The sequence below is a fragment of the Pseudomonas sp. P97.38 genome (assembly GCF_001269745.1).
GTDB classification, from domain to species: Bacteria; Pseudomonadota; Gammaproteobacteria; order Pseudomonadales; family Pseudomonadaceae; genus Aquipseudomonas; species Aquipseudomonas chlororaphis_E.
The window spans coordinates 128,424-151,967 of sequence record NZ_LHVJ01000019.1 but is presented as its reverse complement, the minus strand read 5'-3'; the positions used below and the strand labels follow the sequence as shown (position 1 = coordinate 151,967).

22 protein-coding genes are annotated in these 23,544 nt (G+C 63.9%); 3 read left to right on the top strand and 19 right to left on the bottom strand.

What is annotated here, in order from left to right; genetic code table 11:
• Positions 1–27: 27 nt before the first annotated feature.
• The 5 genes from AD664_RS16215 to ppc form a co-directional block, all read right to left on the bottom strand.
• Positions 28–888, bottom strand: coding sequence for a DUF72 domain-containing protein (locus AD664_RS16215; protein ID WP_053147840.1), 861 nt, complete (start codon positions 886–888; stop codon positions 28–30).
• A complete protein-coding gene (locus AD664_RS16210; RefSeq protein ID WP_053147838.1) occupies positions 888–1,196 on the bottom strand; it encodes a hypothetical protein in 309 nt (102 codons plus the stop codon). Before AD664_RS16210 ends, AD664_RS16215 begins: the two co-directional genes overlap by 1 nt.
• A 195-nt stretch (positions 1,197–1,391) precedes the next feature.
• Complete coding sequence (tsaB, locus tag AD664_RS16205; protein WP_053147836.1) at positions 1,392–2,069, bottom strand: tRNA (adenosine(37)-N6)-threonylcarbamoyltransferase complex dimerization subunit type 1 TsaB; 678 nt, start codon at positions 2,067–2,069, stop codon at positions 1,392–1,394.
• A gap of 92 nt (positions 2,070–2,161) precedes the next feature.
• Positions 2,162–2,809 carry an adenylate kinase gene (gene adk, locus AD664_RS16200; protein WP_042731031.1) on the bottom strand — a complete coding sequence of 216 codons (648 nt, stop codon included), beginning with the start codon at positions 2,807–2,809 and terminating at the stop codon, positions 2,162–2,164.
• Positions 2,810–3,100: 291 nt separating this feature from the next.
• Entirely contained in the window at positions 3,101–5,731 is a 2,631-nt protein-coding gene (gene ppc / locus AD664_RS16195; RefSeq protein ID WP_053147834.1) for a phosphoenolpyruvate carboxylase, read from the bottom strand.
• 193 nt (positions 5,732–5,924) lie between these two features.
• Between ppc and AD664_RS16190 the strand changes: the two genes are divergently transcribed.
• The 3 genes from AD664_RS16190 (at position 5,925) to AD664_RS16180 (ending at position 7,798) form a co-directional block, all read left to right on the top strand.
• Complete coding sequence (locus AD664_RS16190) at positions 5,925–6,269, top strand: hypothetical protein (RefSeq protein ID WP_042731033.1); 345 nt, start codon at positions 5,925–5,927, stop codon at positions 6,267–6,269.
• A gap of 275 nt (positions 6,270–6,544) precedes the next feature.
• Positions 6,545–6,958, top strand: a complete 414-nt coding sequence (locus tag AD664_RS16185) for a DUF4398 domain-containing protein (protein ID WP_042731034.1) — start codon at positions 6,545–6,547, stop codon at positions 6,956–6,958.
• 51 nt (positions 6,959–7,009) lie between these two features.
• Complete coding sequence (locus AD664_RS16180; protein WP_042731039.1) at positions 7,010–7,798, top strand: OmpA family protein; 789 nt, start codon at positions 7,010–7,012, stop codon at positions 7,796–7,798.
• A gap of 90 nt (positions 7,799–7,888) precedes the next feature.
• On the opposite strand, the gene AD664_RS16175 is transcribed toward AD664_RS16180, so the two are convergent.
• From AD664_RS16175 to AD664_RS16110, 14 genes are all read right to left on the bottom strand, one after another.
• On the bottom strand, positions 7,889–8,218 hold the full coding sequence (locus tag AD664_RS16175) for a hypothetical protein (RefSeq protein ID WP_053147832.1): 330 nt from the start codon (positions 8,216–8,218) through the stop codon (positions 7,889–7,891).
• The gene (locus AD664_RS16170) at positions 8,215–9,120 is read right to left on the bottom strand and encodes an alpha/beta hydrolase (RefSeq protein WP_042731036.1); all 906 of its coding nucleotides are present in this window, start codon (positions 9,118–9,120) and stop codon (positions 8,215–8,217) included. The genes AD664_RS16175 and AD664_RS16170 overlap by 4 nt, the downstream gene beginning before the upstream one ends.
• A 148-nt stretch (positions 9,121–9,268) precedes the next feature.
• Complete coding sequence (locus tag AD664_RS16165) at positions 9,269–10,546, bottom strand: flavohemoglobin expression-modulating QEGLA motif protein (protein WP_042731037.1); 1,278 nt, start codon at positions 10,544–10,546, stop codon at positions 9,269–9,271.
• A gap of 36 nt (positions 10,547–10,582) precedes the next feature.
• Positions 10,583–11,137 (bottom strand): hypothetical protein, encoded by a 555-nt coding sequence (locus AD664_RS16160; protein WP_042731038.1) that lies wholly within the window; start codon positions 11,135–11,137, stop codon positions 10,583–10,585.
• A gap of 146 nt (positions 11,138–11,283) precedes the next feature.
• Positions 11,284–12,000 carry a TetR/AcrR family transcriptional regulator gene (locus tag AD664_RS16155; RefSeq protein WP_042730686.1) on the bottom strand — a complete coding sequence of 239 codons (717 nt, stop codon included), beginning with the start codon at positions 11,998–12,000 and terminating at the stop codon, positions 11,284–11,286.
• Between the two features lie 101 nt (positions 12,001–12,101).
• Positions 12,102–13,604, bottom strand: a complete 1,503-nt coding sequence (lysS, locus tag AD664_RS16150; protein WP_042730685.1) for a lysine--tRNA ligase — start codon at positions 13,602–13,604, stop codon at positions 12,102–12,104.
• A 110-nt stretch (positions 13,605–13,714) separates the two neighbouring features.
• A protein-coding gene (gene prfB, locus AD664_RS27545; RefSeq protein ID WP_123579921.1) for a peptide chain release factor 2 occupies positions 13,715–14,810 on the bottom strand; the annotation gives its coding sequence in 2 pieces (ribosomal slippage) (positions 13,715–14,737 and positions 14,739–14,810; 1,095 coding nt in all).
• A 281-nt stretch (positions 14,811–15,091) separates the two neighbouring features.
• Positions 15,092–16,093, bottom strand: coding sequence for a PleD family two-component system response regulator (locus tag AD664_RS16140; protein ID WP_042730683.1), 1,002 nt, complete (start codon positions 16,091–16,093; stop codon positions 15,092–15,094).
• Positions 16,094–16,138: 45 nt separating this feature from the next.
• Positions 16,139–17,149: a chemotaxis response regulator protein-glutamate methylesterase gene (locus tag AD664_RS16135; RefSeq protein WP_047736736.1), complete on the bottom strand. Its 1,011-nt coding sequence runs from the start codon at positions 17,147–17,149 to the stop codon at positions 16,139–16,141.
• On the bottom strand, positions 17,146–19,410 hold the full coding sequence (locus AD664_RS16130; protein WP_042730681.1) for a hybrid sensor histidine kinase/response regulator: 2,265 nt from the start codon (positions 19,408–19,410) through the stop codon (positions 17,146–17,148). The genes AD664_RS16135 and AD664_RS16130 overlap by 4 nt, the downstream gene beginning before the upstream one ends.
• Positions 19,407–20,078, bottom strand: a complete 672-nt coding sequence (locus AD664_RS16125) for a chemotaxis protein CheW (protein WP_053147830.1) — start codon at positions 20,076–20,078, stop codon at positions 19,407–19,409. Before AD664_RS16125 ends, AD664_RS16130 begins: the two co-directional genes overlap by 4 nt.
• Entirely contained in the window at positions 20,075–21,340 is a 1,266-nt protein-coding gene (locus AD664_RS16120; protein WP_053147828.1) for a protein-glutamate O-methyltransferase CheR, read from the bottom strand. The genes AD664_RS16125 and AD664_RS16120 overlap by 4 nt, the downstream gene beginning before the upstream one ends.
• The gene (locus AD664_RS16115) at positions 21,337–21,873 is read right to left on the bottom strand and encodes a chemotaxis protein CheW (RefSeq protein WP_042730678.1); all 537 of its coding nucleotides are present in this window, start codon (positions 21,871–21,873) and stop codon (positions 21,337–21,339) included. The genes AD664_RS16120 and AD664_RS16115 overlap by 4 nt, the downstream gene beginning before the upstream one ends.
• Positions 21,873–23,495 carry a methyl-accepting chemotaxis protein gene (locus AD664_RS16110; protein ID WP_053147825.1) on the bottom strand — a complete coding sequence of 541 codons (1,623 nt, stop codon included), beginning with the start codon at positions 23,493–23,495 and terminating at the stop codon, positions 21,873–21,875. Before AD664_RS16110 ends, AD664_RS16115 begins: the two co-directional genes overlap by 1 nt.
• Between the last annotated feature and the right edge of the window lie 49 nt (positions 23,496–23,544).

The window sequence follows — 23,544 nt, the reverse complement described above, 5'->3', positions numbered from 1 at the left end:
TCGCTCCTGAGCAGAAAGGGGTAGGCCTCAGAGCAAACCCAGTTGCTCGGCGGCGGGCTCTCTGTATAGCTCAGGCAGGGCTGGCAAGCCAGGCAATCGACGCATCAATCGCTGGTGAAAGTGTTGCGCGAGTTTGGCCGCCAGCAGGTTATCGGCGGTGTGCAGGAAGACATACGGCGTGCGCCCTTCTTCGATCCAGCCGGCAACTTTCTCCACCCAGGGCGTCAGGAACGGTTCGTTGGCTTCCAGTACCGGATGACCGATGAAGCGCACTTGTGGGCATTGGGTAAAGGCTGTTGGCCGAGGCGGCACCCGGGGCTTTTTCGATTGCGCGTGGAGCACCGAAGGTTCGGTGGAGGTGCAACTGAACAGGGCCCGCGGATCGAGGCAGATGCGCTCGACACCACGGTCGAGCAGCAGGCGATTGAGCTGTCGCTCGGCGTCACCCTTGGCAAAGAACTCATCGTAGCGCACTTCCACGGCCAGTGGCCGCTCGAAGGCGTCGATGAACGCCGCCAGCTCGCCGAGCCGATGCGGGGTGAAGGCCTTGGACAACTGCAACCAGAACGGCGAAACCCGCTCACCCAAGGGGCTGAGCAACTGCACGAAGGTCTCGGTGGCTGCTAACTGCTCACGCAAATCGCCATTGTGGCTGATGTCACCGGGCAACTTGGCGGTGAAACGAAAGTGTTCGGGCATGGCATCGGCCCAACGCTGCACGATGGCGGCAGACGGGCTGGCGTAGAACGTCGTATTGCCTTCCACGGCATTGAACACTTGGCAGTAGAGGCTGAGGAAATCGGCGCTTTTGGCGTCTTGGGGATAGAGGTAATCACGCCAGGCGTTTTCGCTCCAGGAGGGGCAGCCCAGGTAGTAAGGCAAGCCCATCAGATGTAGAGGTCGAGGCCCAGCACTTCCATATCCCAATCGACGAAACCGGCGGTGCTCAGGTAGCTGGCCAGGGCCGTGGCGACGCTGCGCTTCATGGCGCGGTGATACAGCATGTCTTGCTGGCGGGCGGGAAGGTTGCTCAGGCGCTGCGCGGCGGATTTGGCGGCGCGGGCAGCCAGTTGTTCTTCGGACGGGGCGTCCAGTTCGCCATCGATATCATCGAGCGACTCAGGCTCGACAGCCTTGCCTGCACGCGGCTTGCGCTTGATGGGATAGGACTGTGAGGAAACGCCGTCTATACGCATGACAGAATGCTCGGTATCAATGATGGCAATTTAGCGGCACTTTCGCAGCCGCGCAAATGCGCTAGTGATAACTAGAACACATAAAGCCAAAAAGGTTTAAAAACGGTCGAAAAAAGTGACGACTGGCGATAAAGGGTGTGACTTTTGAGCGGGGAAATGACTTTCGACCTTTGCGCCTGTGGCGAGGGAGAGGATCTAGCGCTCGGCCTTCGGCACCGCCACCTTGTCGCGCAGATACACCGGCTGGGCGTGGTCCGCCGGGACGGCTTCGCCTCGGGCCCAGGCGAAGCGTGCCAGGGCCAGCAGGTCTTCGGCGTGAGGCAACATGGCCGCGTCCTGGCCGCAGAGGTTGACGGCGATCCGCTCGCCGTAGCCCCAGCCGGTCCCGGCTCCGAACCACTCGCCAGCGGCATCGCCTGGTAAAGCCGCGACCTGCGGCGGCAACACCGCTTCTGCACCCACCAGGCGCATCTCGCCGTCGGTTTCGCGGTAGCAGCCCCAGTACACTTCGTCCATGCGGGCGTCGATGGCGGCAGCGACCTGCCGTGCACCGTGCTCGCGCAACGCACGCTGGGCCAGCACCGCCAGATTGGACACCGGCAACACCGGACGCTCCAGCGCGAACGCCAATCCCTGGACCACGCCGATGGCGATGCGCACGCCGGTGAACGCCCCGGGCCCACGCCCGAAGGCAATGGCGTCCACCGCCTGCAAGGTGGTCCCGGCGTCGCTGAGCAACTGCTGGATCATCGGCAACAGCTTCTGGGCATGCAGGCGCGGAATCACCTCGTAATGGCTCGTGACCTTGCCGTCGTGCAGCAAGGCAACGGAGCAAGCTTCAGTCGCGGTGTCCAGGGCCAGCAAGGTGCTCATCGATGTGTCCGAATCAGGTGGGGAAAAAGAGCGCCAGTATAAACAACTACGGCCCGCAAGCGGGCCGTAGTTGTCACAGCGAATCAGACTTTTCAGCTGAGCGCTTCGAGCACCTTGCCGGTGATCGCATCGACCGAGCCAACCCCCGGGATGTGGCTGTACTTCGGCTTGCCCTTGGCGGCCGACAGGTTCTGGTAGAACGCCACCAGCGGCTTGGTCTGGGAATGGTAGACCGACAGGCGATGACGCACGGTCTCTTCGGTGTCGTCCTTGCGCTGCACCAGCTCTTCGCCGGTGATGTCGTCCTTGCCGGCCAGTTTCGGCGGGTTGTAGACGGTGTGGTAGACACGACCGGACGGCTCGTGGACGCGGCGACCGGCGATGCGCTGGACGATCTCTTCGTCGTCGACAGCGATCTCGACTACGTGATCGAGTTCCACGCCAGCTTCAACCAGCGCTTCAGCCTGGGGAATGGTGCGTGGGAAACCATCGAACAGGAAGCCCTTGGCGCAATCGGCCTGAGCGATGCGATCCTTGACCAGCGCGATGATCAGGTCATCCGACACCAGGCCACCGGCATCCATGATGCTCTTGGCCTTGATGCCCAGCTCGGTGCCCGCCTTGACCGCGGCACGCAGCATGTCGCCCGTGGAGATTTGCGGGATACCGAATTTCTCGGTGATGAACTTTGCCTGAGTACCTTTACCGGCCCCGGGAGCTCCCAGCAGAATGACGCGCATCGATGTGCTCCTCAATTTTTTATGTAAAACGCTCGGATTCGCCTCGTGGGGCCAATCTCGGAAAATCTGGAATCGTGACCGCCCAAACGGCCAAAGGCTGATCAAGATACACAGCAGGCCCGACCCACACAAGCCGCCAAAAGTCGGAGGAACCGGCGCCTGATGCGACCTTTGGCGGAGGTGGCGAGAGTCGCAACCGAACAACAAACTGTCGCTTGGTCGACCTCTTCCCTCCCTCCGCGGCCGACGTCCGGGAACCCCGGACGGGCCGTTTCGGTGCGCTGCTGGAGCTTAGCCGGTGTTGCGCAAACCGGCGGCAATCCCTGCCACAGACACCAGCAACGCCTGTTCCACGGGGCTGCCCTGGGCGACCTCGGGTTGCCGCGAGCGGGCCAGCAGTTCAGCTTGCAACAGGTGCAGCGGGTCGAGGTAGGTGTTGCGCAAGCGGATGAATTCCAGGGTGTCTGGGCTATGTGCCAGCAGCTGCGACTGCCCGGTCAACCCCAGTACCACCGAACAGGCCTGCGACAATAGGTCGCGTAAATGCGCACCCAATGGCAGCAACTCAGGTTCCACCAGGCGTTCGTCGTAGGAGCGCGCGATATCGGCGTCGGCCTTGGCCAGCACCATCTCCAGCATATCGATGCGGGTACGGAAGAATGGCCACTGCTCGCGCATCTGGCCGAGCAATTGGCCTTCACCCCGCTCCAGCGCCTTGCCCAGGGCGGTTTCCCAACCGAGCCAGGCCGGCAACATCAGGCGGGTCTGGGTCCAGCCAAAGATCCAGGGGATCGCCCGCAGGCTTTCGATCCCGCCGGCCCGACGCTTGGCCGGACGGCTGCCCAACGGCAGGCGACCCAGTTCCTGCTCGGGCGTGGACTGGCGGAAATACTCGACGAATTGCGGGTTCTCCCGCACCACCGCGCGGTAGGCGTTGACACCGTCGGCGGCCAGTTCGTCCATCAGGTGCCGCCACTCGGGGGTCGGCGGTGGCGGCGGCAACAGGGTCGCTTCCAGCACGGCGGCGAGGTACAGGTTGAGGTTCTGCTCGGCGATGTCCGGCAGGCCGAATTTGAAACGAATCATTTCGCCCTGCTCGGTGGTGCGGAAACGCCCGGCCACCGAACCCGGCGGCTGGGACAGGATCGCCGCGTGGGCCGGACCGCCGCCACGCCCGACCGTGCCGCCGCGACCGTGGAACAACAGCAGTTCGACCTGCTGCTCGCGGCAGATGTCCACCAGCCGTTCCTGGGCCCGGTACTGAGCCCACGCCGCCGCCGTGGTACCGGCATCCTTGGCGGAGTCGGAATAGCCGATCATCACTTCCTGGGGGCCTTGCAGCCGAGAGCGATAGCCCGGCAGCCGCAATAGCCGCTCGATCACCGGCCCGGCATTGTCCAGGTCGGCCAGGGTTTCGAACAGCGGCACCACCCGCATCGGGCGCAGCACGCCGGACTCTTTCAACAACAGTTGCACCGCCAGCACGTCGGAAGCCGCGCCGGCCATGGAGATCACGTAGGAGCCCAGGGACGCCGCAGGTGCCGCCGCCACTTCACGGCACGTGGCCAACACTTCGGCCGTGTCGGCCGATGGTTTGAAATGGGCAGGCAACAGCGGGCGCCGGTTGTTCAGCTCTTCCAGCAGGAAACTGATGCGCTGTTCCTCGTTCCAGTCCTCGTAGCGACCCAGGCCCAGGTAGTCGGTGATTTCAGTCATGGCCGAGCAATGGCGGGTCGAGTCCTGGCGCACGTCCAGGCGCACCAGGAACAGGCCGAAGGTGACTGCCCGGCGCAGGCAATCGAGCAACGGCCCGTCGGCGATCACGCCCATGCCGCACTCATGCAGCGACTGGTAGCACAGCTCCAGCGGGTCCAGCAGTTCGCGGTTGCTCTGCAGCACATCGGCGGACGCTGGCGTGGCACCTTTCAAGGCCGCGTGGGCCCAGTTGCGGGTGGCCCGCAGGCGCTCGCGCAACTGCTTGAGCACGGCGCGATAGGGTTCGGCGCTGTCACCCGCCAGGGCACGCAAGGCGTCGCTGGCGTTCTGCATGGACAGCTCGGCGGCCAGGTGATCGACGTCACGCAAGTACAGGTCCGCCGCCATCCACCGCGCCAGCAACAGCACTTCGCGCGTTACCGCCGCCGTGACGTTCGGGTTGCCGTCCCGGTCGCCGCCCATCCACGAAGCAAAACGGATCGGCGCGGCCTCCAGCGGCAGGCGCAGCCCGGTGGCCGCGTGCAGGGCCTGATCGGCCTTGCGCAGGTAATTGGGGATGGCCTGCCACAGCGAATGCTCGATCACCGCGAAGCCCCACTTGGCCTCGTCCACGGGGGTCGGGCGGGTGCGACGGATTTCCTCGGTATGCCAGGCCTCGGCGATCAAGCGTTGCAGGCGCTCATGAATCTGCGCCCGCTCGGCGCTGGTCAGGTCGCGGTGGTCCTGGGCCGCCAGTTGCGCGGCGATGGCGTCGTATTTCTGGATCAGCGTACGCCGGGCCACTTCCGTGGGGTGGGCCGTCAGCACCAGCTCGATCTCCAGCCGTCCCAATTGCCGCGCCAGGGCCTCGGCGCCGTGGCCCTCGGCCCGCAACCGGGCGAGCAGCTCGGGCAACACCCGGGCCTCGAAGGGAGCCGGCTGCGACTCTTCGCGGCGGTGGATGAGCTGGTACTGCTCGGCGATGTTGGCAAGGTTGAGAAACTGGTTGAATGCCCGCGCCACGGGCAGCAGCTCGTCTTCGCTCAACGCGTTGAGGCTGGCACTGAGTTCGGCATCCGCCGAGCCGCGCCGATCGGCCTTGGCGCCCTTGCGGATCTGCTCGATCTTGTCGAGGAACGTGTCGCCGTACTGCTCGCGAATGGTATTGCCCAGCAGCTCGCCGAGCAGGTGGACGTCCTCGCGCAAGCGGGCATCGATATCGGTCATCAGCAGTTCTCCAGCAAAAGGTCCGGACAGCGAACGGGGTAGACGCGTTGCCATAGAGAGTGCCGATGCCGGTCGTTTATGACAAGCGACGAAGGGTCTTTAAACCTTGTAGGACAAAGCTAGTCTGATGAATAGGCCACACAACGGCTTGCCACTCACCACGCCTGCCATAAGCAGACTTATTGAGGCCATCATGAAAATCCGTGAGCTTGCCCAGCATTGGGAAGAAAACGCCAAGGGTCGCCTGACCCAGACCGGCTACACGATTCACCTGGACGTCGAAGCCGCGGCACGACTGGCGGCAATCTGTGACATGTACCCCAAGCGCCAGCCCGAGGAACTGCTGGGCGAACTGATCGGGGCCGCGCTGGAAGAACTCGAAGCGAGCTTCCCGTACGTCAAGGGGCAGCAGGTGGTCGCCACCGATGAAGAAGGTGACCCGCTGTACGAAGACGTCGGCCCGACGCCGAGATTCCTCGCCTTGTCGCGTAGGCATCTGCATGAGCTTTCCTCGCAGAACGACAAGCCGAAACACTGACTCCCTTCCCGCTCGTGGTCTCCCGGACGCCATGACTGGCGCCGGGAATACCGCTGCACGCCTTGAAAGTTCAGCTTTTTTGCCATTGACCAATCAGTCAGCAATTCTTTTGGCGAATGGCCACCTCCGCTGAACTTTTGAAAAAAGCTTCGGGTCACACCGAATAACCATACTGGAACGGCCGTTTTAATAAACGCGCCCTGGCCTCCGCGCCTAAACAGACGTCACGGTTTCGGTCCCAGCATGGATTTGTAGTTTTTTTCAGGAGTTTTCCAATGGAGTTGAAGCCTATGAATACCTGCACTGCGAAACCCTCATCCGCGGGCCTGCGCGGCCTCAAGCTGGCTGCCCTGGCCATCGGTAGCAGCTTCATCCTGGCCGGTTGCGCGGGCAACCCACCTTCGGAGCAGTACGCGGTGACCCAATCGGCGGTCAACAGCGCCGTGACGGCCGGTGGTACCGAATTCGCCGCGGTGGAAATGAAATCGGCCCAGGACAAGCTCAAGCAAGCCGAACTGGCCATGCACGACAAGAAATACGACGAAGCCAAGCGTCTGGCCGAACAGGCCGAGTGGGATGCTCGCGTCGCCGAGCGCAAGGCCCAGGCCGCCAAAGCGGAACAAGCACTCAAGGATTCCCAGAAAGGGGTTCAGGAACTGCGTCAGGAAGGCATGAACAAGATTCAGTAATCGGTTCAGGCCACGACGTACTTCTCATTGATAAAAGGACGACAGACTATGATGCACAAACACTTGATGATGCCCGCCCTGCTCGCTGCCTGCGTAGCCCTGGCCGCTTGCTCCCATGACCCGAACGCGAACCTGGAACAGGCCCGCACCAACTACAACGGCCTGCAGGCTGACCCAGCGGCGACCAAGGTGGCAGCCCTGGAAACCAAGGACGCAGCCGATTTCCTGGCCAAGGCCGACAAGGCTTACCTGGACCGGGAAGACGAAGCCAAGGTCGACCAACTGGCCTACCTGACCAACCAGCGTGTTGAAGTGGCCAAGCAGACCATCGCCCTGCGCAACGCCGAGGCCGCGCTGAAAAACGCCGGTGACGAACGCGCCCGTGCGCTGCTCGATGCCCGCAATGCGCAGATCAAGCAACTGCAGGACAGCCTGAACGCCAAGCAGACCGAACGCGGTACGCTGGTGACTTTCGGTGACGTGCTGTTCGCCACCAACAAGTCCGACCTGCGCTCCAGCGGCCTGGTCAACGTGAACAAACTGGCACAGTTCCTCCAGGAAAACCCGGACCGCAAGGTGATCGTCGAAGGCTACACCGACAGCACCGGTTCGGACTCCTACAACCAATCGCTGTCCGAGCGCCGTGCCAGCTCCGTGCGCACTGCCCTGGTGAAAATGGGCGTCGATCCGGCCCGCATCGTGACCCAGGGTTATGGCAAGGAATTCCCGGTCGCCGACAACAACAGCGTTTCGGGACGAGCCATGAACCGTCGCGTGGAGGTGACCATTTCCAACGACAACCAACCCGTCGCCCCGCGTTCGAGCATGAGCGCCAACTGATCGGTTGACGGCAATGAAAAAGCCCCGCCTGACCCAGTCAGGCGGGGCTTTTTCATTGCCGAACACTTCCCCACAGGGGAATGGATCAGCTCAAGGCTGCAGCTTCTGCGGCGTCTCCTGGCCCATGCAGCGCACGGCGCGTTTCTTTTCGTTGATCAGCACACCGGTCAGGCCTTTCTGCTCGGTGTCAAACAGCACCAACACACCGTCGATGCATTGGGCCACTTGGGGCGCGGGCTCCAGAGAGACTTTGTAGTCTTCGCCCGGCACGGTCTTGAGCATGGTGAATTCGTTGAGCAGCAACGCGTCCTCGGGCTTGGCGAAGTGCAGGTAACCGTAGTACCACAACACCGCGACAGTGCCGAGGATGCTGCAGATACCGGTGATGATCAGGGGGATGGCGTTACGTTCTTCGCTCATTGCGGACTCTCTGGGGATTGATCGGGTGATTTCGGATAATTCGGCACTTCGCCCAGGCGACGCAGGCCGTCGAAATGCGTGGGGTCGTCGAGGTAGCGCAACATCACGGTTTGCCAGGTCGGGTCGGCGAATGTCTGTACATGCCCGCCACGGGTCAATTGCAGGACCCTGGGCGGCGGCGCAGCTTGGTACAGGCGGATGCCGTTGGAAAGGGGCACGATCGGGTCGTCCAGGCTGTGATAGATCAGTTTCGGCACGCCGGTCAATTGCGCCATCGAGCTGATCGCGCTGTCACCGTCCGGCACCAGCCAGGACAACGGCACCTGGAACGGCCAGGTCAACCACGAGGTGCTCAGGGCAAACCGCCCGACATCGCGATAGCTGGCCGGTACGCCGTCGAGCACCAGCGCCTTGAGCTGTCGCTGGCGCTGCGGATGCTCCACCAGGTAATGCACCGCCAACGCGCCTCCCAGGCTCTGGCCGAGCAACACCAGTGGCTTGCCTTGGACATCGGCGGACCGGTCGAGCCATTGGAACGCGGCGTCGATATCCTGGTAGATCGCCGGCAGGCTCGGCTCGCCCTCGGACACGCCATACCCCCGGTAGTCGACCATCAGCACCTGGTAGCCCTGCTCCGGCAGCCACCAGCTCCCGCCCAGGTGCCAGGCCAGGTTGCCGCCGTTGCCGTGCAGGTGCAGCACCGTGCCCTTGACCTCGACACCCGGCTTGACCGGTAGCCACCAGCCTCGCAGCTTGAGGCCGTCGGCGGTGACCAGGGTGACATCACGATAGTCGAGCTTGGCCCGCTCCGGGGTGAACGGCAGGCCACGCTCAGGGTAGAACAGCAGCGAACTGCAACCGCTCAAGGCCAGCAACAGGCAAAAGATGCCGAGGGTTCGCATCCGGTGAAACCTCGCAAAAATCAGAGTTGGAACGCCATCCCAGTGGGAGCGGGCTTGCTCGCGAAAGCGGTGTGTCAGCTAACGATGATGTCGACTGATACACCGCTTTCGCGAGCAAGCCCGCTCCCACAGAGGTTGGGTGTTGTATTCAAAGGATATTGGAATAATCCGCTTCGATCCGATCCAGGCTCAGGTGGTTCAGGAAGTTGGAAAAGCACATCCAGGCCGAGAGTGCATTCATGTCGCGGAACTGCTCGGGCAGGTACTTGGGCGGCACGACCAGGCCCTCGTCCACCAATTGCCGCAGGGTGCGCATGTCCTCCAGGGTGGTCTTGCCGCAGAACAGCAGCGGCACCTGCTCCAGCTTGCCTTTGCGCACGGCCAGCTGAATGTAGTTGTAAACCATGATGAAGCCCTTGAGGTAGGACAAATCTTTGGTGAATGGCAGGCCGGTCGGCACCGAGCCACGGAACACTCGGCTGGCGTTGCCGTAGCTTTCCGCCATCTCAAAGCCCTGCTCGCGGAAGAATTCGAAGACCTGCAGGAAATCGGCGCCCTCCTCCACCATGTGGATGGCGCGGGTGCGGTTGGTGAGCTTGCGCAGCCGGCTCGGATAGGAAGCGAAGGTGATGATCTCCATCAGGATCGCCAGGCCTTCCTGGGTCACCGTGGACGAGGGCGGGCCCTTGGACAGGAAGGTGCAGATCGGCTGGTTCAGCCCGTTGAGAGTGGTGCCGACATGCACCAGCCCTTCGTGGACCTCCAGCGCCCGCACATCCCGCTCATTGAACATCGCATCGGTGCGGATCTTGATGTAGTCCGCGCCCGCCGCCGCGTCGGCGACGATCCCATCGGACTCGAACACGCGGATGGTTTCCTCGGCCTCGCCGAACACCCGGTTGAGCCGGTGTTGCAGCAGGCTGACGGCGTCCTGGGCGCTGAGGATCTTCGGCTCGTCCTTCAGGTCGCCACGGCCGTCGATGTTGTTCAGGTAGTCGGACAGCATCAGGCCCAGGTCGGCCAGCGTCGGGTCGCCGGCGTGGAAGGCGTCGGAGGCCGCGCCGTAGAGCTCCTGGGAAATCAGCCCGAAATCCTCGGTGCCCCGGGCTTCGAGCATGCGCACCACCATGCGGTACTCCTTGCACATGCGGCGCATGATCTGGCCCACCGGGTTGAACTGCCCGAGCTGGCGGGTGATGTCGCGCTCGATGTTCTGGAACTCCAGCTTCACCTTGCTGGAATCGAAGGACAGCGGTCGATTGAGGTAATAGTCGCGGTCCACGGCGGGCATTTCCTTGCCCTTGGCCTTGAGAAACCCTTTGCGGATGTTCTCGTCCCACTTCACCGCATCGAGGACGCGGATCGGCGTTTGCGCCAGCACAATGCGATCGGACAAGGTGCGTATCGTCTGCTGGTAATCGTCCACCCGTAACTCCTGTGAAAAGACATCTGCCTGCTGCGATTATTGGGATCTGGCCTGCCGCTGGTAGCGCACGGCCTCCGAGAACACGTCGGAATTGGCCGGATCGTCGAGGTAACTGAAGACCTTGTCCATGTCGCTGTCCACCAGCACGCCGTCACCGGCCTCGCTCTGGTTCACCTGGCCGCTGAGAATCTTCTGGTCGATGGCCTGGTTGACCTGCTCCAGGTCCAGGTTGTAGACCACCAGCTCGTGCTTGTCGGTGAGTTCGAAGCCGGCGATCACGAAATGACCGCCATAACGGGCCGGCACCTTGGCCGACAGGTACCAGCGGCTGCCATGGCGCGAGACCGTGAGCGGGATGGCTTCGCGTTCCTGGGGCCTGGCCCTGAAGTAGCTGATGGCCTGGTAGCGGTGCTTGCCGACCTTCGTCAGTTCCAGGTTCAGCGGCTCGCCCCAGGCATTGGTGCTGGTCCACTGGCCGAGCAGGCCCTTGGGCGCCGCCTCGGCGTCGGGCAGCGGCGTCTTGAACGACACCAGGCAGCCACTTAGCAGCAGCAACGACACGGCCAGTACAACGGCACGCCAGGTTTTCATTGGAACTCCCTATGGTAGACGCCCGGTCCCTGTGGCGAGGGAGCTTGCTCCCGCTGGGCTGCGCAGCGGCCCCATTTTGTGAGTGCTGCGCACTCAAGCGGGAGCAAGCTCCCTCGCCACAGGACAATGGTGCCCCCCAAGATGGGTTACACCGACGCCAATACCAGGTGCATGTAGCGGGTCAGGATACCGAGCATATCTTCACCGGCGACCGGCTCGGCGCCATTGAGCAAGCCCTGATATTCCATCCGTCCGATAATCGCCGTCAACACTTTGGCATCCTGTTGCGGTTCGCGGGAGCCCAATACCTGGAAAAACTGACAGGTGCCGTGCAGCAGGATCTGCTGGTGGGAACGCACCAGTTGCGCCAGGCGCGGGTTGAGCAGTGCTTCCTGGCGAAACGCCTGCTCGGCCATCAGGTACTCGCGACGGCTGTCCAGTTGGTGTTGCACGTAGTCGGCGGTCATCCGGGCAATGTCGTCCGCCAACTGCGAGCGGGACTCGGCGCTGCCGTCACCGTAGGCGACCATTTCACGCAAGAGGCCTTCGTTGCTGGTCCACAGCTTGGCCATGAACGCCGCGCTGCGTTCCACGTACTGGGCGAAGGTATCGGTGAGCAGGTCATCGATGTCCTTGAAATAATACGTCGTGGCCGACAGCGGCACGCCCGCCTCGGCGGCCACGGCGCGGTGGCGAACCGCACGCACGCCATCGCGCACCACAATGCGCATGGCTGCGTCGAGAATCTCCTGGCGCCGCTGCTCACTGCCCTGTCGGCTGGCCTTACGGCCCTGGTACTGAACACTTTCAGCGACAGCCGTGGCGACGCCCGCGGCACCTTCTGAAGCCATTGCACGATTCACGACAGGTCTTTCCTCGCTCTTTCAAAAGTAACCAATTGATACGTTTGTACCAGACAGGCAATAAAAAGCCGCCCTTCCAGGCGGCTTTTTATTTGAAACCCTTACGCTTGCGGCCGCATGTGCGGGAAGAGGATGACATCCCGGATCGACGGCGAGTTGGTCAGCAACATCACCAGGCGATCGATGCCGATGCCTTCACCAGCGGTCGGCGGCATGCCGTACTCCAGGGCACGCACGAAGTCAGCGTCGTAGTGCATGGCTTCGTCGTCGCCGGCGTCCTTGTCGGCCACCTGGGCCATGAAGCGCTCGGCCTGGTCTTGCGCGTCATTGAGCTCGGAGTAGGCGTTGGCGATTTCGCGGCCACCGATGAACAGCTCGAAGCGGTCGGTCACGCTTGGGTCTTCGTCGTTGCGACGGGCCAGCGGCGACACTTCGAACGGGTACTGGGTGATGAAGTGCGGCTGCTCGAGCTTGTGCTCGACCAGCTCTTCGAAAATCATCACCTGCAGCTTGCCCAGGCCTTCGAAGCCGAGCACCTTGGCACCGGCTTTCTTGGCGATGGCACGGGCCTTGTCGATGTCCCGCAGGTCGTCAGCGCTGATGTCCGGGTTGTACTTGAGGATCGAGTCGAACACCGACAGGCGCACGAATGGCTCGCCGAAGTGGAACACCTTGTCGCCGTACGGCACGTCGGTGGTGCCGAGCACCAGCTGCGCCAGCTCGCGGAACAGTTCCTCGGTCAGGTCCATGTTGTCTTCGTAATCGGCGTAGGCCTGGTAGAACTCGAGCATGGTGAACTCGGGGTTGTGCCGGGTCGAGACGCCTTCGTTACGGAAGTTGCGGTTGATCTCGAAGACTTTTTCGAAGCCACCGACCACCAGGCGCTTGAGGTACAGCTCGGGGGCGATACGCAGGAACATTTCCATGTCCAGGGCGTTGTGATGGGTCTCGAACGGCTTGGCCGCCGCACCGCCAGGGATGGTCTGCAACATCGGCGTCTCGACTTCGAGGAAGTCGCGCTTCATCAGGAAGCTGCGGATGTGGGCGATGACCTGCGAGCGTACGCGGAACGTCTGGCGCACCTCTTCGTTGACGATCAGGTCGACGTAGCGCTGGCGATAGCGCTGTTCGGTGTCGGTCAGGCCGTGGTGCTTGTCCGGCAGCGGGCGCAGGGACTTGGTCAGCAGGCGCACGTGGGTCATTTCAACGTACAGGTCGCCTTTGCCGGAGCGAGCCAGGGTGCCTTCGGCGGCAATGATGTCGCCCAGGTCCCAGGTCTTGACGGCGGCCAGGGTTTCTTCCGGCAGGGTCTTGCGGTTGACGTAGACCTGGATGCGCCCGGTCATGTCCTGGATCACCATGAACGACCCACGGTTGAGCATGATGCGACCGGCCACCTTGACTGGAATCGCCGCCTCGGCCAGTTCTTCCTTGGTCTTGTCCGCGTATGTCTTCTGCAGCACGTCGCAATACGCGTCGCGGCGGAAGTCATTCGGGAAAGGCTGGCCCTTGGCGCGCTCGGCAGCCAGCTTTTCCTTGCGCAGGGCGATCAGGGCGTTTTCTTCCTGTTGCAGGGCTTGCGGGTCGAGTTCTAGGTCGCTCATGTCTTTAAGGTTTCCATCACAGGTTCGTTGCCTCCAGCGCCGGGCCGGAGTGGGCGGGCAAGCCTCGCGCCTCTCTTGGGAGCGGGCCTGCCCGGCGCATGGGTGTCGCGTTACAGGCCTTGCTTGAGGCTCGCTTCCAGGTATTCGTCGATGTCGCCGTCGAGCACCTTGTCGCAGTCGCTGCGTTCGATGTTGGTGCGCAGGTCCTTGATGCGCGAGGCATCGAGCACGTACGAACGGATCTGGTGACCCCAGCCGATGTCCGACTTGCTGTCTTCCAAGGCCTGGGACGCCGCGTTGCGCTTCTGGATCTCCTGCTCGTACAGGCGGGCCCGGAGCATTTTCATCGCGGTGTCTTTGTTGGCGTGCTGGGAACGTTCGTTCTGGCAGCTGACCACGGTGTTGGTCGGTACGTGGGTAATCCGCACGGCCGAGTCGGTGGTGTTGACGTGCTGGCCACCGGCACCCGAGGAGCGATAGGTGTCGATGCGCAGGTCCGCCGGGTTGATCTCGATCTCGACCTTGTCGTCGATTTCGGGCGACACGAACACCGCCGAGAACGAGGTGTGGCGACGGTTGCCGGAGTCGAACGGGCTCTTGCGCACCAGGCGATGCACGCCGATCTCGGTGCGCAGCCAGCCAAAGGCGTATTCACCCTTGATGTGCACGGTGGCGCCCTTGATCCCGGCGACCTCGCCGGCCGACAGTTCCATGATCGTCGCGTCGAAACCGCGCTTGTCGGCCCAGCGCAGGTACATGCGCAGCAGGATGTTGGCCCAGTCCTGGGCTTCGGTGCCGCCGGAACCGGCCTGGATGTCCAGGTAGGCGTTGTTCATGTCCATCTCGCCGCTGAACATGCGGCGGAATTCCAGCTTGGCCAGGGATTCTTCCAGGCGGGCCAGTTCGGCGACGACATCGCCGACCGCGCCTTCGTCGTTTTCCTCGACGGCCATGTCCAGCAGGTCGCGGCAATCGCTCAGGCCGCTGGCCAGTTCGTCCAGGGTCTCGACGATCTGCGCCAGCGCAGAACGCTCGCGGCCCAGTTCCTGGGCGTATTCAGGTTTGTTCCAGACACTCGGATCTTCAAGCTCGCGATTGACTTCGGTCAGGCGCTCATGCTTTTGATCGTAGTCAAAGATACCCCCGAATAGTTTCGGAGCGCTCGGACAGGTCCTTGATGGTGTTCAGGATCGGGTTGATTTCCATGGCGGGCAGCACTCGTTGGCGAACTTTTGAAAGCCGGCGAGTATAACGTAATCACGCGCCAGCGGCAGCCCGCCTGGCGGCTTTGGAGGAAGGAGATTCAGAGTAAGGGCCAGACTCCGGCCCTTGTGGCGAGGGGATTTATCCCCGCTGGGTTGCGAAGCAGCCCCAAAGCAGCCAAGTCGGCTCACCTGACTTACCCGCTAGTCGCTCTTACAGGGCCGCTACGCAGCCCGACGGGGATAAATCCCCTCGCCACAAAAATCCCCCTGTTGCCTTGGGCGTTATTCGATACCCACCCGGTTGCGCCCATTGTGCTTGGCCATGTACAGGCCCTTGTCCGCCGCCGAGATCAGTTGCCGGCTGTCGCCGCCCTGCTGCGGAGTGACGGTGGAGACGCCGATGCTGACGGTCAGGTTCGCGCCGCCGTCGGGGGTGTTGTGGGGGATGTTCAGGGCGACCACGCTCTGGCGCAGCTTTTCGGCCATCAACCGGGCGCCGCCAGGCGAAGTGCCAGGCAGGACCAAGGCGAATTCTTCGCCACCGTAGCGGGCCGGCAGGTCGGAGGGGCGACTGCAGGCATCGCGGATCGCCGTGGCGACCTTGCGCAGGGCTTCGTCGCCCTCCACGTGGCCGAAGTTATCGTTGTAGGACTTGAAGTAATCCACATCGATCATCAGCAGCGACAGCTGGCTCTGGTCGCGCATCGCCCGGCGCCATTCCAGCTCCAGGTACTCGTCGAAATGCCGCCGGTTCGACAGCCCGGTCAGGCCGTCGGAGTTCATCAGCCGTTGCAGCACCAGGTTGGTGTCGAGCAATTGCTGCTGGCTGATGCGCAGGGCGCGATAGGCCGCGTCGCGTTGCAACAGCATCATGTAGGAGCGCGAGTGGTAGCGGATGCGCGCCACCAGTTCGATGTTGTCGGGCAACTTGACCAGATAGTCGTTGGCCCCCGCGGCGAATGCCGCGCTCTTGACCAGCGGGTCTTCCTTGGTGGACAGGACAATGATCGGGATATCGCGGGTGGCCGGATGGTTGCGGTATTCGCGCACCAGGCTCAGGCCATCGAGGCCGGGCATCACCAGGTCCTGGAGAATCACCGTCGGCTTGATGCGGATTGCATGGGCGATGGCCTGGTGCGGGTCCGAGCAGAAGTGGAAGTCGATGTTTTCTTCATTCGATAGCCCGCGCCGCACCGCCTCGCCGATCATCGCCTGGTCGTCGACGAGCAGGACCATCGCGGCGTTCTCGTCGCTCTTGAATTCGTCGAGCTGTAAATCATGCATGGGGGCTTACCTGAATACGGCCTGAGGCAAGACGGCCGGGGGTCATCATGGGGCAAAAATCTCCAACAGCCTTGGCGCTATGCGGTCCAGGGCAAGTATATGGGCGGCAGCATCGATGGCGGCGGCGGCCTTTGGCATACCGTAGACCGCGCTGCTGCTCTGGTCCTGGGCGATGGTCACGCAACCCTGCTGGCGCATCAGTTTAAGCCCTTGCGCGCCATCGCGCCCCATGCCGGTGAGCAATACACCCACTGCGTCACCACTCCAGAAGTGCGCGACGCTCTCGAAAAACACGTCGATGGAAGGGCGGTAGATCTCGTGCACCGGCTCGGCGGTGTAGGCCAGGGTGCCGTCCTTCAACAGCCGCAGGTGATGGTTGGTCCCGGCCAGCAGCACCGTGCCGCCCTGGGGTGTCTCGCCTTCCCGGGCCAGGCGAACGGTGTGCCCCGAGGCACTGCTCAGCCACTCGGCCATGCCCGCGGCAAATACCTCGTCCACGTGCTGGACCAGCACGATGGCCGGGGCAAAGTCGCGCGGCAAACCCTTGAGCAGGATCTCCAGGGCCGCCGGGCCGCCGGCCGACGAGCCGATGGCCACCAGGCGCTTGCGCGATACCGCCGCACGCTGCGACGCCGGCGCCGAGCGCTCGCGGTTGCCGCGCTCACCGATCAACCAGCCGATGTTGGCGATCTTGCGCAACAAGGGCGCCGCCGCATCGGCCGGGTTGCCGACGCCCAGGGCCGGCGTGTCGACCACGTCCAGCGCCCCGTGCCCCATGGCCTCGAACACGCGGTGGACGTTCTGCTGACTGTCACCGGTGACGATCACGATCGCGCACGGCGTGTCGGCCATGATCCGCCGGGTCGCCTCCACGCCGTCCATGATCGGCATGAACAGGTCCATCAGGATCAGGTCCGGGGTGTATTCGGCGCAGCGCTGCACCGCCTCGGCGCCATTGGCGGCCACCCAGACCAACTGGTGCGCCGGTTCTAATGCCAGGGCGCGGCGCAGGGCCTCGACCGCCAGGGGCATGTCATTGACGATGGCGACCTTCAAGCGCGTGCTCCTCCGATCAATTCGACCACGGCGTCGAGCAAGGCGTCGTCATGGAAGCTCGCCTTGGCTAGATAATAGTCGGCGCCGGCGTCCAGGCCACGACGGCGATCTTCTTCGCGGTCCTTGTAGGACACCACCATCACCGGCAGCGATTGCAGACGGTTGTCGCGCCGCAGCAGGGAGACCAGCTCGATGCCGTCCATGCGCGGCATGTCGATGTCGGTGATCAGCAGGTCGAAGTCTTCCGAACGCAAGGCGTTCCAGCCGTCCATGCCGTCCACCGCCACCGCCACGTCGTAACCGCGCCCCAGCAGCAGCTTGCGTTGTAGCTCGCGCACGGTCAGCGAATCGTCCACCACCAGGATGCGCTTGCGCGGGGCCTGGGCCTGGTCCTGCCGGGCAATGCGCTCCAGGCGCCCGGTGTCGAGCAGCTTGTCCACCGAACGCAACAGGTCTTCGACGTCGACGATCAACACCACCGAGCCGTCGTCCAGCAGGGCCCCGGCGGAAATGTCCTGGACCTTGCCCAGGCGTTCGTCCAGGGGCAGGACCACCAGGGTCCGCTCGCCAATGAAACGCTCCACCGCCACGCCATAGATCGCCTCACGCTCGCGGATCACCACCACTTTGAGGGTCTGTTGGTTGTTCTGCGTCGCCGGGCGATTGAGCAATTGGGTGGCCGCCACCAAGCCGACGTGCCGACCTTCGTACCAGAAATGCTGGCGTCCTTCGACCTGGACGATGTCTTCCGGCGCCAGGTCGCACATCCGCTCGATGTGGGCCAGGGGAAAGGCATAGGCCTCGTTGCCGACATCCACCACCAGGCTGCGCACCACCGACAGCGTCAACGGCACTTCGAGGTGGAAACGGCTGCCCTCGCCCGCCGTCTGCTCCAGCACCACCGACCCGCGCAACTGTCGGACCATGTGCTGGACGGCGTCCAGGCCGACACCGCGCCCGGACACTTCGGTGACTTTGTCGCGCAGACTGAAACCGGGCAGGAACAGGAACGTCAGCAGCTCCTCTTCGCTCAGGCTGGCGGCCGTCTGCTCAAGGGACAGGCCGCGCTCGACGATGCTGCGACGGACCCGCTCCAGGTCCACGCCGGCACCGTCGTCGGCCAGCTCCAGGACCAGCAACCCGGCCTGGTGAGAGGCCCGCAGGCGAATCAGGCCTTCGGCGGGCTTGCCGGCCAGTTGCCGTTGCTCCGGGGTTTCGATGCCATGGTCCACGGCGTTGCGCAAGAGGTGGGTCAGCGGCGCCTCGAGCTTCTCCAGCACATCGCGGTCGACCTGGGTTTTCTCGCCTTCGATTTCCAGGCGCACTTGCTTGCCCAGGCTGCGCCCCAGGTCGCGCACCATGCGCACCTGGCCGGAGAGCACATCGGCGAACGGGCGCATGCGGCAGGCCAGTGCCGTGTCATACAGCACTTGCGCCCGCTGACCGGCCTGCCAGGCGAATTCGTCCAGCTCGGCGGTTTTCTGCGCCAACAGTTGCTGGGTCTCGGCCAATAAGCGCCGCGCATCGTCGAGGGCTTCTTGGGCTTGCAGGCTCAGGGTGTGTTCCTTGAGGTGCACGTTCAACGCCTCAAGGGCACGCAAGCCATTGCCCTGTTGGCGCTTGAGCCGTTGCAGGGTCGCCAGCCAGGGCTTGAGGCGCTGGGTTTCCACCAGGGACTTGCTCGACAGGTCGAGCAAACCGTTGAGGCGCTCGGCGGTCACCCGCAGGACCCGCTCGCCACCTTCGATGACCCGCTTGCCCTTGGTGGCCGGCTCCGCGGGCTGCGGGGCTTGCGGCTCGGGCAACTCGACGCGGACCGGCGCCACCGGCACCTCGATCCTGGCCGGCGTCACCAGCGCGTCCTGCACGACGCTGGGATCCAGCCAACGCCCCATCAGGCTGACATAGGCCTCGATCTCCGCGGCGCCCACGTCGTTGCCCGGCGTGGCGATGCGCGTCAGCAGATCGGTGCCTTGCAGCAAGGCATCGATGTGCTCGGCCGTCAGCACCAGGCGCCGTTCCTGGGCGCTGACCAGGCAATCCTCCATCACGTGGGCCACACTGACCCCGGCGTCCACCCCGACGATCCGCGCCGCGCCCTTGAGCGAGTGCGCGGCGCGCATGCATGACTCCAGGTGATCGGCCTGGGTCGGGTCACGTTCCAGGGCCAGCAGCCCGGCACTCAGCACCTGGGTCTGGGCTTCGGCCTCCAGGCTGAACAACTCCAGCAGCGACGCGTCGCGCATCTGGTCAGGGGTCATGACAGGCTCCGGGTCACGGCAGACAACAACTGTTCTTCGTCCAGCCAGCGCAGGCTGCGCCCCTTGTAGGGCAACACGCCACGGGTGTACTTGCCGGCGGACGGCGAAGCGTTCGCCAGGATGCGTTCGTCGATGGCATGAATACCGTCCACCTCGTCCACCGGTACCACCACCGCCCCGCCCTTGGCGGCGACGATGAGCATGCGCGGCTGGCTCCGGGCGCCGGACGCCGTGGTGCCGCCGGGTTCCAGGTCCAACAGCTCCGCCAGCGACAGGCAGGCCACCAACGCCCCGCGCACGTTCGCCACGCCCAGCAAGGCCCGCGAACGCTGGTGCGGCAACGAATGGATCGGCTGCAACGGCGCGACCTCCACCAGGCTGCGGGTGGTCAGGCCCAGCCACTCTTCACCCAGGCGAAACATCAGCAACGAGCGGGTGACAAGGTCGCTGTCCACCGGCGCCTGGACCCGCGCCCGGTCATCCTGCTGCAAGGCGTAGCGGTCCAGCAGCCGCGTAGCGGCGGCCGAATACACCGAGCAATTGCGGCAGTGGATGTGCTCGACCAATAGCGGGCAGGACTTGTCGCCATGGATCCCGATACGGTTCCAGCAATCGTCGATTGCCTGGGCCTCGTCATGGATGACGTGGTAAGAAGCCGGACCGCTCATTGTTTACGCTCACTGTCTGCCGCGCGCCCACTGCGCGCGGCGCGTTCCTGCAATCGACGCGCGCCAGCCGCGTCTCCCTGGGAAGCCAGCAGCGCCGCCAGGTGCACCAGGGCCTCGGCGTGCTGCGGTTCAAGATAAAGCGCCTTGCGGTAGAAACCCTGGGCCTGGAGTGCGTCGCCGGCCATGTCGCTGAGCAACCCCAGCCAATAGAACACCTGGGCCACCGGCGCGTGGTTGCGCAGATACTGTTCGCACGCCGCACGGGCCTCGGCACTTTTGCCACCGTTGGCCAGGGCCGCGATCTGCGCCAGCAAGGCGTCAGCCTCGCGGTTTCCTGGCTCGGCAACCGGCGCCACCGTTGCGGCGAATGGCCGGGGCCTCGCCACCGGGGGGACAACCCGCGGTGGCGGCTGGCGCACCGGTGGCGGGGTCGGCGCCAAGGCCGGCAACGGTTGTGGCTCGGCGACGCCCTGGCGGCTGAAGGCGAACGATTGGGGCACGCCGATTGAACGCATGCCCAGCCGCCCCAGCAGGCTGCCTTCGGCCGGGCCGATAAACAGCACGCCGTCCTGGTGGGTCAGGCGCTTGAGCACCTCGAACACCCGCTGCTGGATCGGTTGGTCGAAATAGATCAGCAGATTGCGGCAAAACACAAAGTCATAAGGCGCCTCGTTCACCAGCAACGCCGGATCCAGCAGGTTGCCCACTTGCAGGCGCACCTGCTCGCGCACCCGTTCGTCGAGGCGATAGCCGTCATCTTCAGCGACGAAATACCGCTCGCGAAAACCCAGGTCCGCCCCACGGAAGGAGTTCCTGTAGTAGCGCGCCTCCCTGGCCCGCTCCACCGACAGCGGGCTGACGTCCAGGCCATCGACCTTGAACTGATGGGGCTTGAGGCCCGCGTCGAACAAGGCCATGGCGATGGAATAGGGTTCCTCGCCGGTGGAGCACGGCAGGCTGAGGACGCGCAACGCACGCAGGTGGTTGATCTCGGCCAGGCGTTTGATGGCCAGCCTGGCCAGGGTCGCGAACGACTCCGGATAGCGAAAGAACCAGGTCTCCGGGACGATCACCGCTTCGATCAGCGCCTGCTGTTCCTGGGTCGAATGCTGCAGGGTTTGCCAGTACTCATCGGCGGTTCGTCCTACCACGGCCAGGATGCGCTGGCGCACCGCCCGCTCGATGATGGCGGTGCCAACAGACGTCACGTCGAGGCCGATGCGCGCCTTGAGGAAGTCGAAAAAGCGTTGATCACTGCTCATGGCCGCGCCTCGAAATCATGCGGGTTGAGCGGCGGAGTGGGGAACAACATGGCGTGAACCGACGCGTCGAGCAGGTCATTGACCCGCACCCATTGCAGCAACCCCTGGGCGTCTTCGCGCACAGGGCCCAGGTACGGCGCCTGCCGGTTCTCCAGGCCATAGGGTTGGAAGTCCGCCGGATCGCAACGCAAGGTGTCGGTGGCCTGTTCCAGGATCAGCCCCAGCACATGCCCCGCCTGGCCGCTGTCGGGCCGGTAATGGACCAGCACCAAGCGCGTGCTGGTGCGGGCCTCGGCGTCCTGGCCGAATGTCAGGGCGCACAGGTCGATCACCGGCACCACCGTACCGCGCCAGGCAAACACGCCCGCCACCCAGGCCGGCGCTCGCGCAATGGGCTTGAGGGGCAGGCGCGGCAGTACCTCCACCACATCGATGGCCTGCAACGCATAACGTTCGTTGCCGATGCGAAACACCAGGAACAGCGCCTGGCGGGCCGTCGGCACGGTGCCATGCCGGGTCTCGAATTCGCCCATCAGACTTTGAAACGCGAGACGCCACTGCGCAGCCCTACGGCCACCTGGCTCAGTTCATCGATCGCGGAACTGGCCTGGCGCAAGGACTCCACGGTCTGGCTGCTGGCATCGCCCAGTTGCACCAGGGCATGGTTGATCTGCTCGGCCCCCGTGGCCTGGGCCTGCATGCCTTCGTTGACCATCAACACCCGCGGCGCCAGGGCCTGGACCTGATGGATGATCTGCGACAGCTGCTCGCCGACCTGCTGCACCTCGGCCATGCCTCGACGCACTTCTTCGGAGAACTTGTCCATGCCCATCACACCGGCCGATACGGCGGACTGGATCTCGCGCACCATTTGCTCGATGTCGTAGGTCGCCACGGCGGTCTGGTCGGCCAGGCGACGCACTTCGGTGGCCACCACGGCGAAGCCGCGCCCGTATTCACCGGCCTTCTCGGCCTCGATGGCGGCGTTGAGGGACAACAGGTTGGTCTGGTCCGCCACCTTGACGATGGTCACCACCACCTGATTGATGTTGCCGGCCTTCTCGTTGAGGATCGCCAGCTTGGCGTTCACCAGGTCGGCGGCGCCCATCACCGAATGCATGGTGTCTTCCATGCGCGCCAGGCCTTGCTGGCCAGAGCCGGCGGCCACCGAGGCCTGGTCGGCAGCGGTGGAAACCTCGGTCATGGTGCGCACCAGGTCGCGGGACGTGGCGGCGATTTCCCGAGACGTCGCGCCGATCTCGGTGGTGGTGGCGGCGGTTTCAGTGGCCGTGGCCTGTTGCTGCCGTGACGTGGCCGCGATCTCGGTCACCGACGTGGTGACCTGCACCGACGAACGCTGGGCCTGGGCCACCAGCGATGTCAGTTCGGCCATCATGTCGTTGAAGCCGGTTTCCACCGCGCCGAATTCGTCCTTGCGCGCCAGGTTCAGGCGCCCGCTCAGGTCGCCGCTGCGCATGACGTCGAGGATCTCCACGATGCGGTTCATCGGCGCCATGATCGCGCGCATCAGCAACAGCCCGCACAGCAGCGCGATGATGAGCGCGACGAGAAATGACAGGCCCATGGCCACCTTGGCCGCCGTCACCGCATCGCCGATGGTCTGGGTGGCGTTTTGCGCGAGCTCGCGATTGCGTTCGATGATGCGGTTCAGGTGCCCGCGGCCGCCGATCCAGGCCGGCGTCAGCTCCTTGTCCAGGATCTGCCGCGCGCCTTCGTAGTCCTTGCGCTGGTACAAGTCCAGGACCTTGGCCATGGCTTGGTTGAACGCCTGGTGGTTGGCCTCGAACTCGTCGAAAGACGCCTGGTCGGCGGGGTTCTGGATCAGTTTTTCATAGTTCTGTATTTCTTCGCGCAGGTGCTGCTCGAAGCCCTGGTAGCGGGCCTTGTCCTCGGCGGTGAGCTCGCGGTTTCCGGAAAGGCCGACGATCTGCTGGGTCAGGACGTAGTTGTCGACCCAGCCACCGCGAATCATGGAGCTGTAGTACACCCCCGGCACCGCATCGGCACGCACCCGTTCTTCACTGTCCTGGATCTTCAGCAACCGCGAGTACGAGACAACCACCATGAGCAGCATGATGGCGATGATCACCGCGAAACTCGCCAGGATGCGTTGGCGCAATGTCCAGTTCTTCACAGTAAAACCTCAGGCACTTTGAAAATGCTGGGGAGTATAGCTGAGGGCC

What these genes read in the sequence shown, in the direction of transcription:
- AD664_RS16215 (WP_053147840.1), bottom strand. Translation starts at nt 888, where the DNA reads ATGGGCTTGCCTTACTACCTGGGCTGCCCCTCCTGGAGCGAAAACGCC.
- AD664_RS16210 (WP_053147838.1), bottom strand. Translation starts at nt 1,196, where the DNA reads ATGCGTATAGACGGCGTTTCCTCACAGTCCTATCCCATCAAGCGCAAG.
- tsaB (WP_053147836.1), bottom strand. Translation starts at nt 2,069, where the DNA reads ATGAGCACCTTGCTGGCCCTGGACACCGCGACTGAAGCTTGCTCCGTT.
- adk (WP_042731031.1), bottom strand. Translation starts at nt 2,809, where the DNA reads ATGCGCGTCATTCTGCTGGGAGCTCCCGGGGCCGGTAAAGGTACTCAG.
- ppc (WP_053147834.1), bottom strand. Translation starts at nt 5,731, where the DNA reads ATGACCGATATCGATGCCCGCTTGCGCGAGGACGTCCACCTGCTCGGC.
- AD664_RS16190 (WP_042731033.1), top strand. Translation starts at nt 5,925, where the DNA reads ATGAAAATCCGTGAGCTTGCCCAGCATTGGGAAGAAAACGCCAAGGGT.
- AD664_RS16185 (WP_042731034.1), top strand. Translation starts at nt 6,545, where the DNA reads ATGGAGTTGAAGCCTATGAATACCTGCACTGCGAAACCCTCATCCGCG.
- AD664_RS16180 (WP_042731039.1), top strand. Translation starts at nt 7,010, where the DNA reads ATGCACAAACACTTGATGATGCCCGCCCTGCTCGCTGCCTGCGTAGCC.
- AD664_RS16175 (WP_053147832.1), bottom strand. Translation starts at nt 8,218, where the DNA reads ATGAGCGAAGAACGTAACGCCATCCCCCTGATCATCACCGGTATCTGC.
- AD664_RS16170 (WP_042731036.1), bottom strand. Translation starts at nt 9,120, where the DNA reads ATGCGAACCCTCGGCATCTTTTGCCTGTTGCTGGCCTTGAGCGGTTGC.
- AD664_RS16160 (WP_042731038.1), bottom strand. Translation starts at nt 11,137, where the DNA reads ATGAAAACCTGGCGTGCCGTTGTACTGGCCGTGTCGTTGCTGCTGCTA.
- lysS (WP_042730685.1), bottom strand. Translation starts at nt 13,604, where the DNA reads ATGAGCGACCTAGAACTCGACCCGCAAGCCCTGCAACAGGAAGAAAAC.
- AD664_RS16140 (WP_042730683.1), bottom strand. Translation starts at nt 16,093, where the DNA reads ATGCATGATTTACAGCTCGACGAATTCAAGAGCGACGAGAACGCCGCG.
- AD664_RS16130 (WP_042730681.1), bottom strand. Translation starts at nt 19,410, where the DNA reads ATGACCCCTGACCAGATGCGCGACGCGTCGCTGCTGGAGTTGTTCAGC.
- AD664_RS16125 (WP_053147830.1), bottom strand. Translation starts at nt 20,078, where the DNA reads ATGAGCGGTCCGGCTTCTTACCACGTCATCCATGACGAGGCCCAGGCA.
- AD664_RS16120 (WP_053147828.1), bottom strand. Translation starts at nt 21,340, where the DNA reads ATGAGCAGTGATCAACGCTTTTTCGACTTCCTCAAGGCGCGCATCGGC.
- AD664_RS16115 (WP_042730678.1), bottom strand. Translation starts at nt 21,873, where the DNA reads ATGGGCGAATTCGAGACCCGGCATGGCACCGTGCCGACGGCCCGCCAG.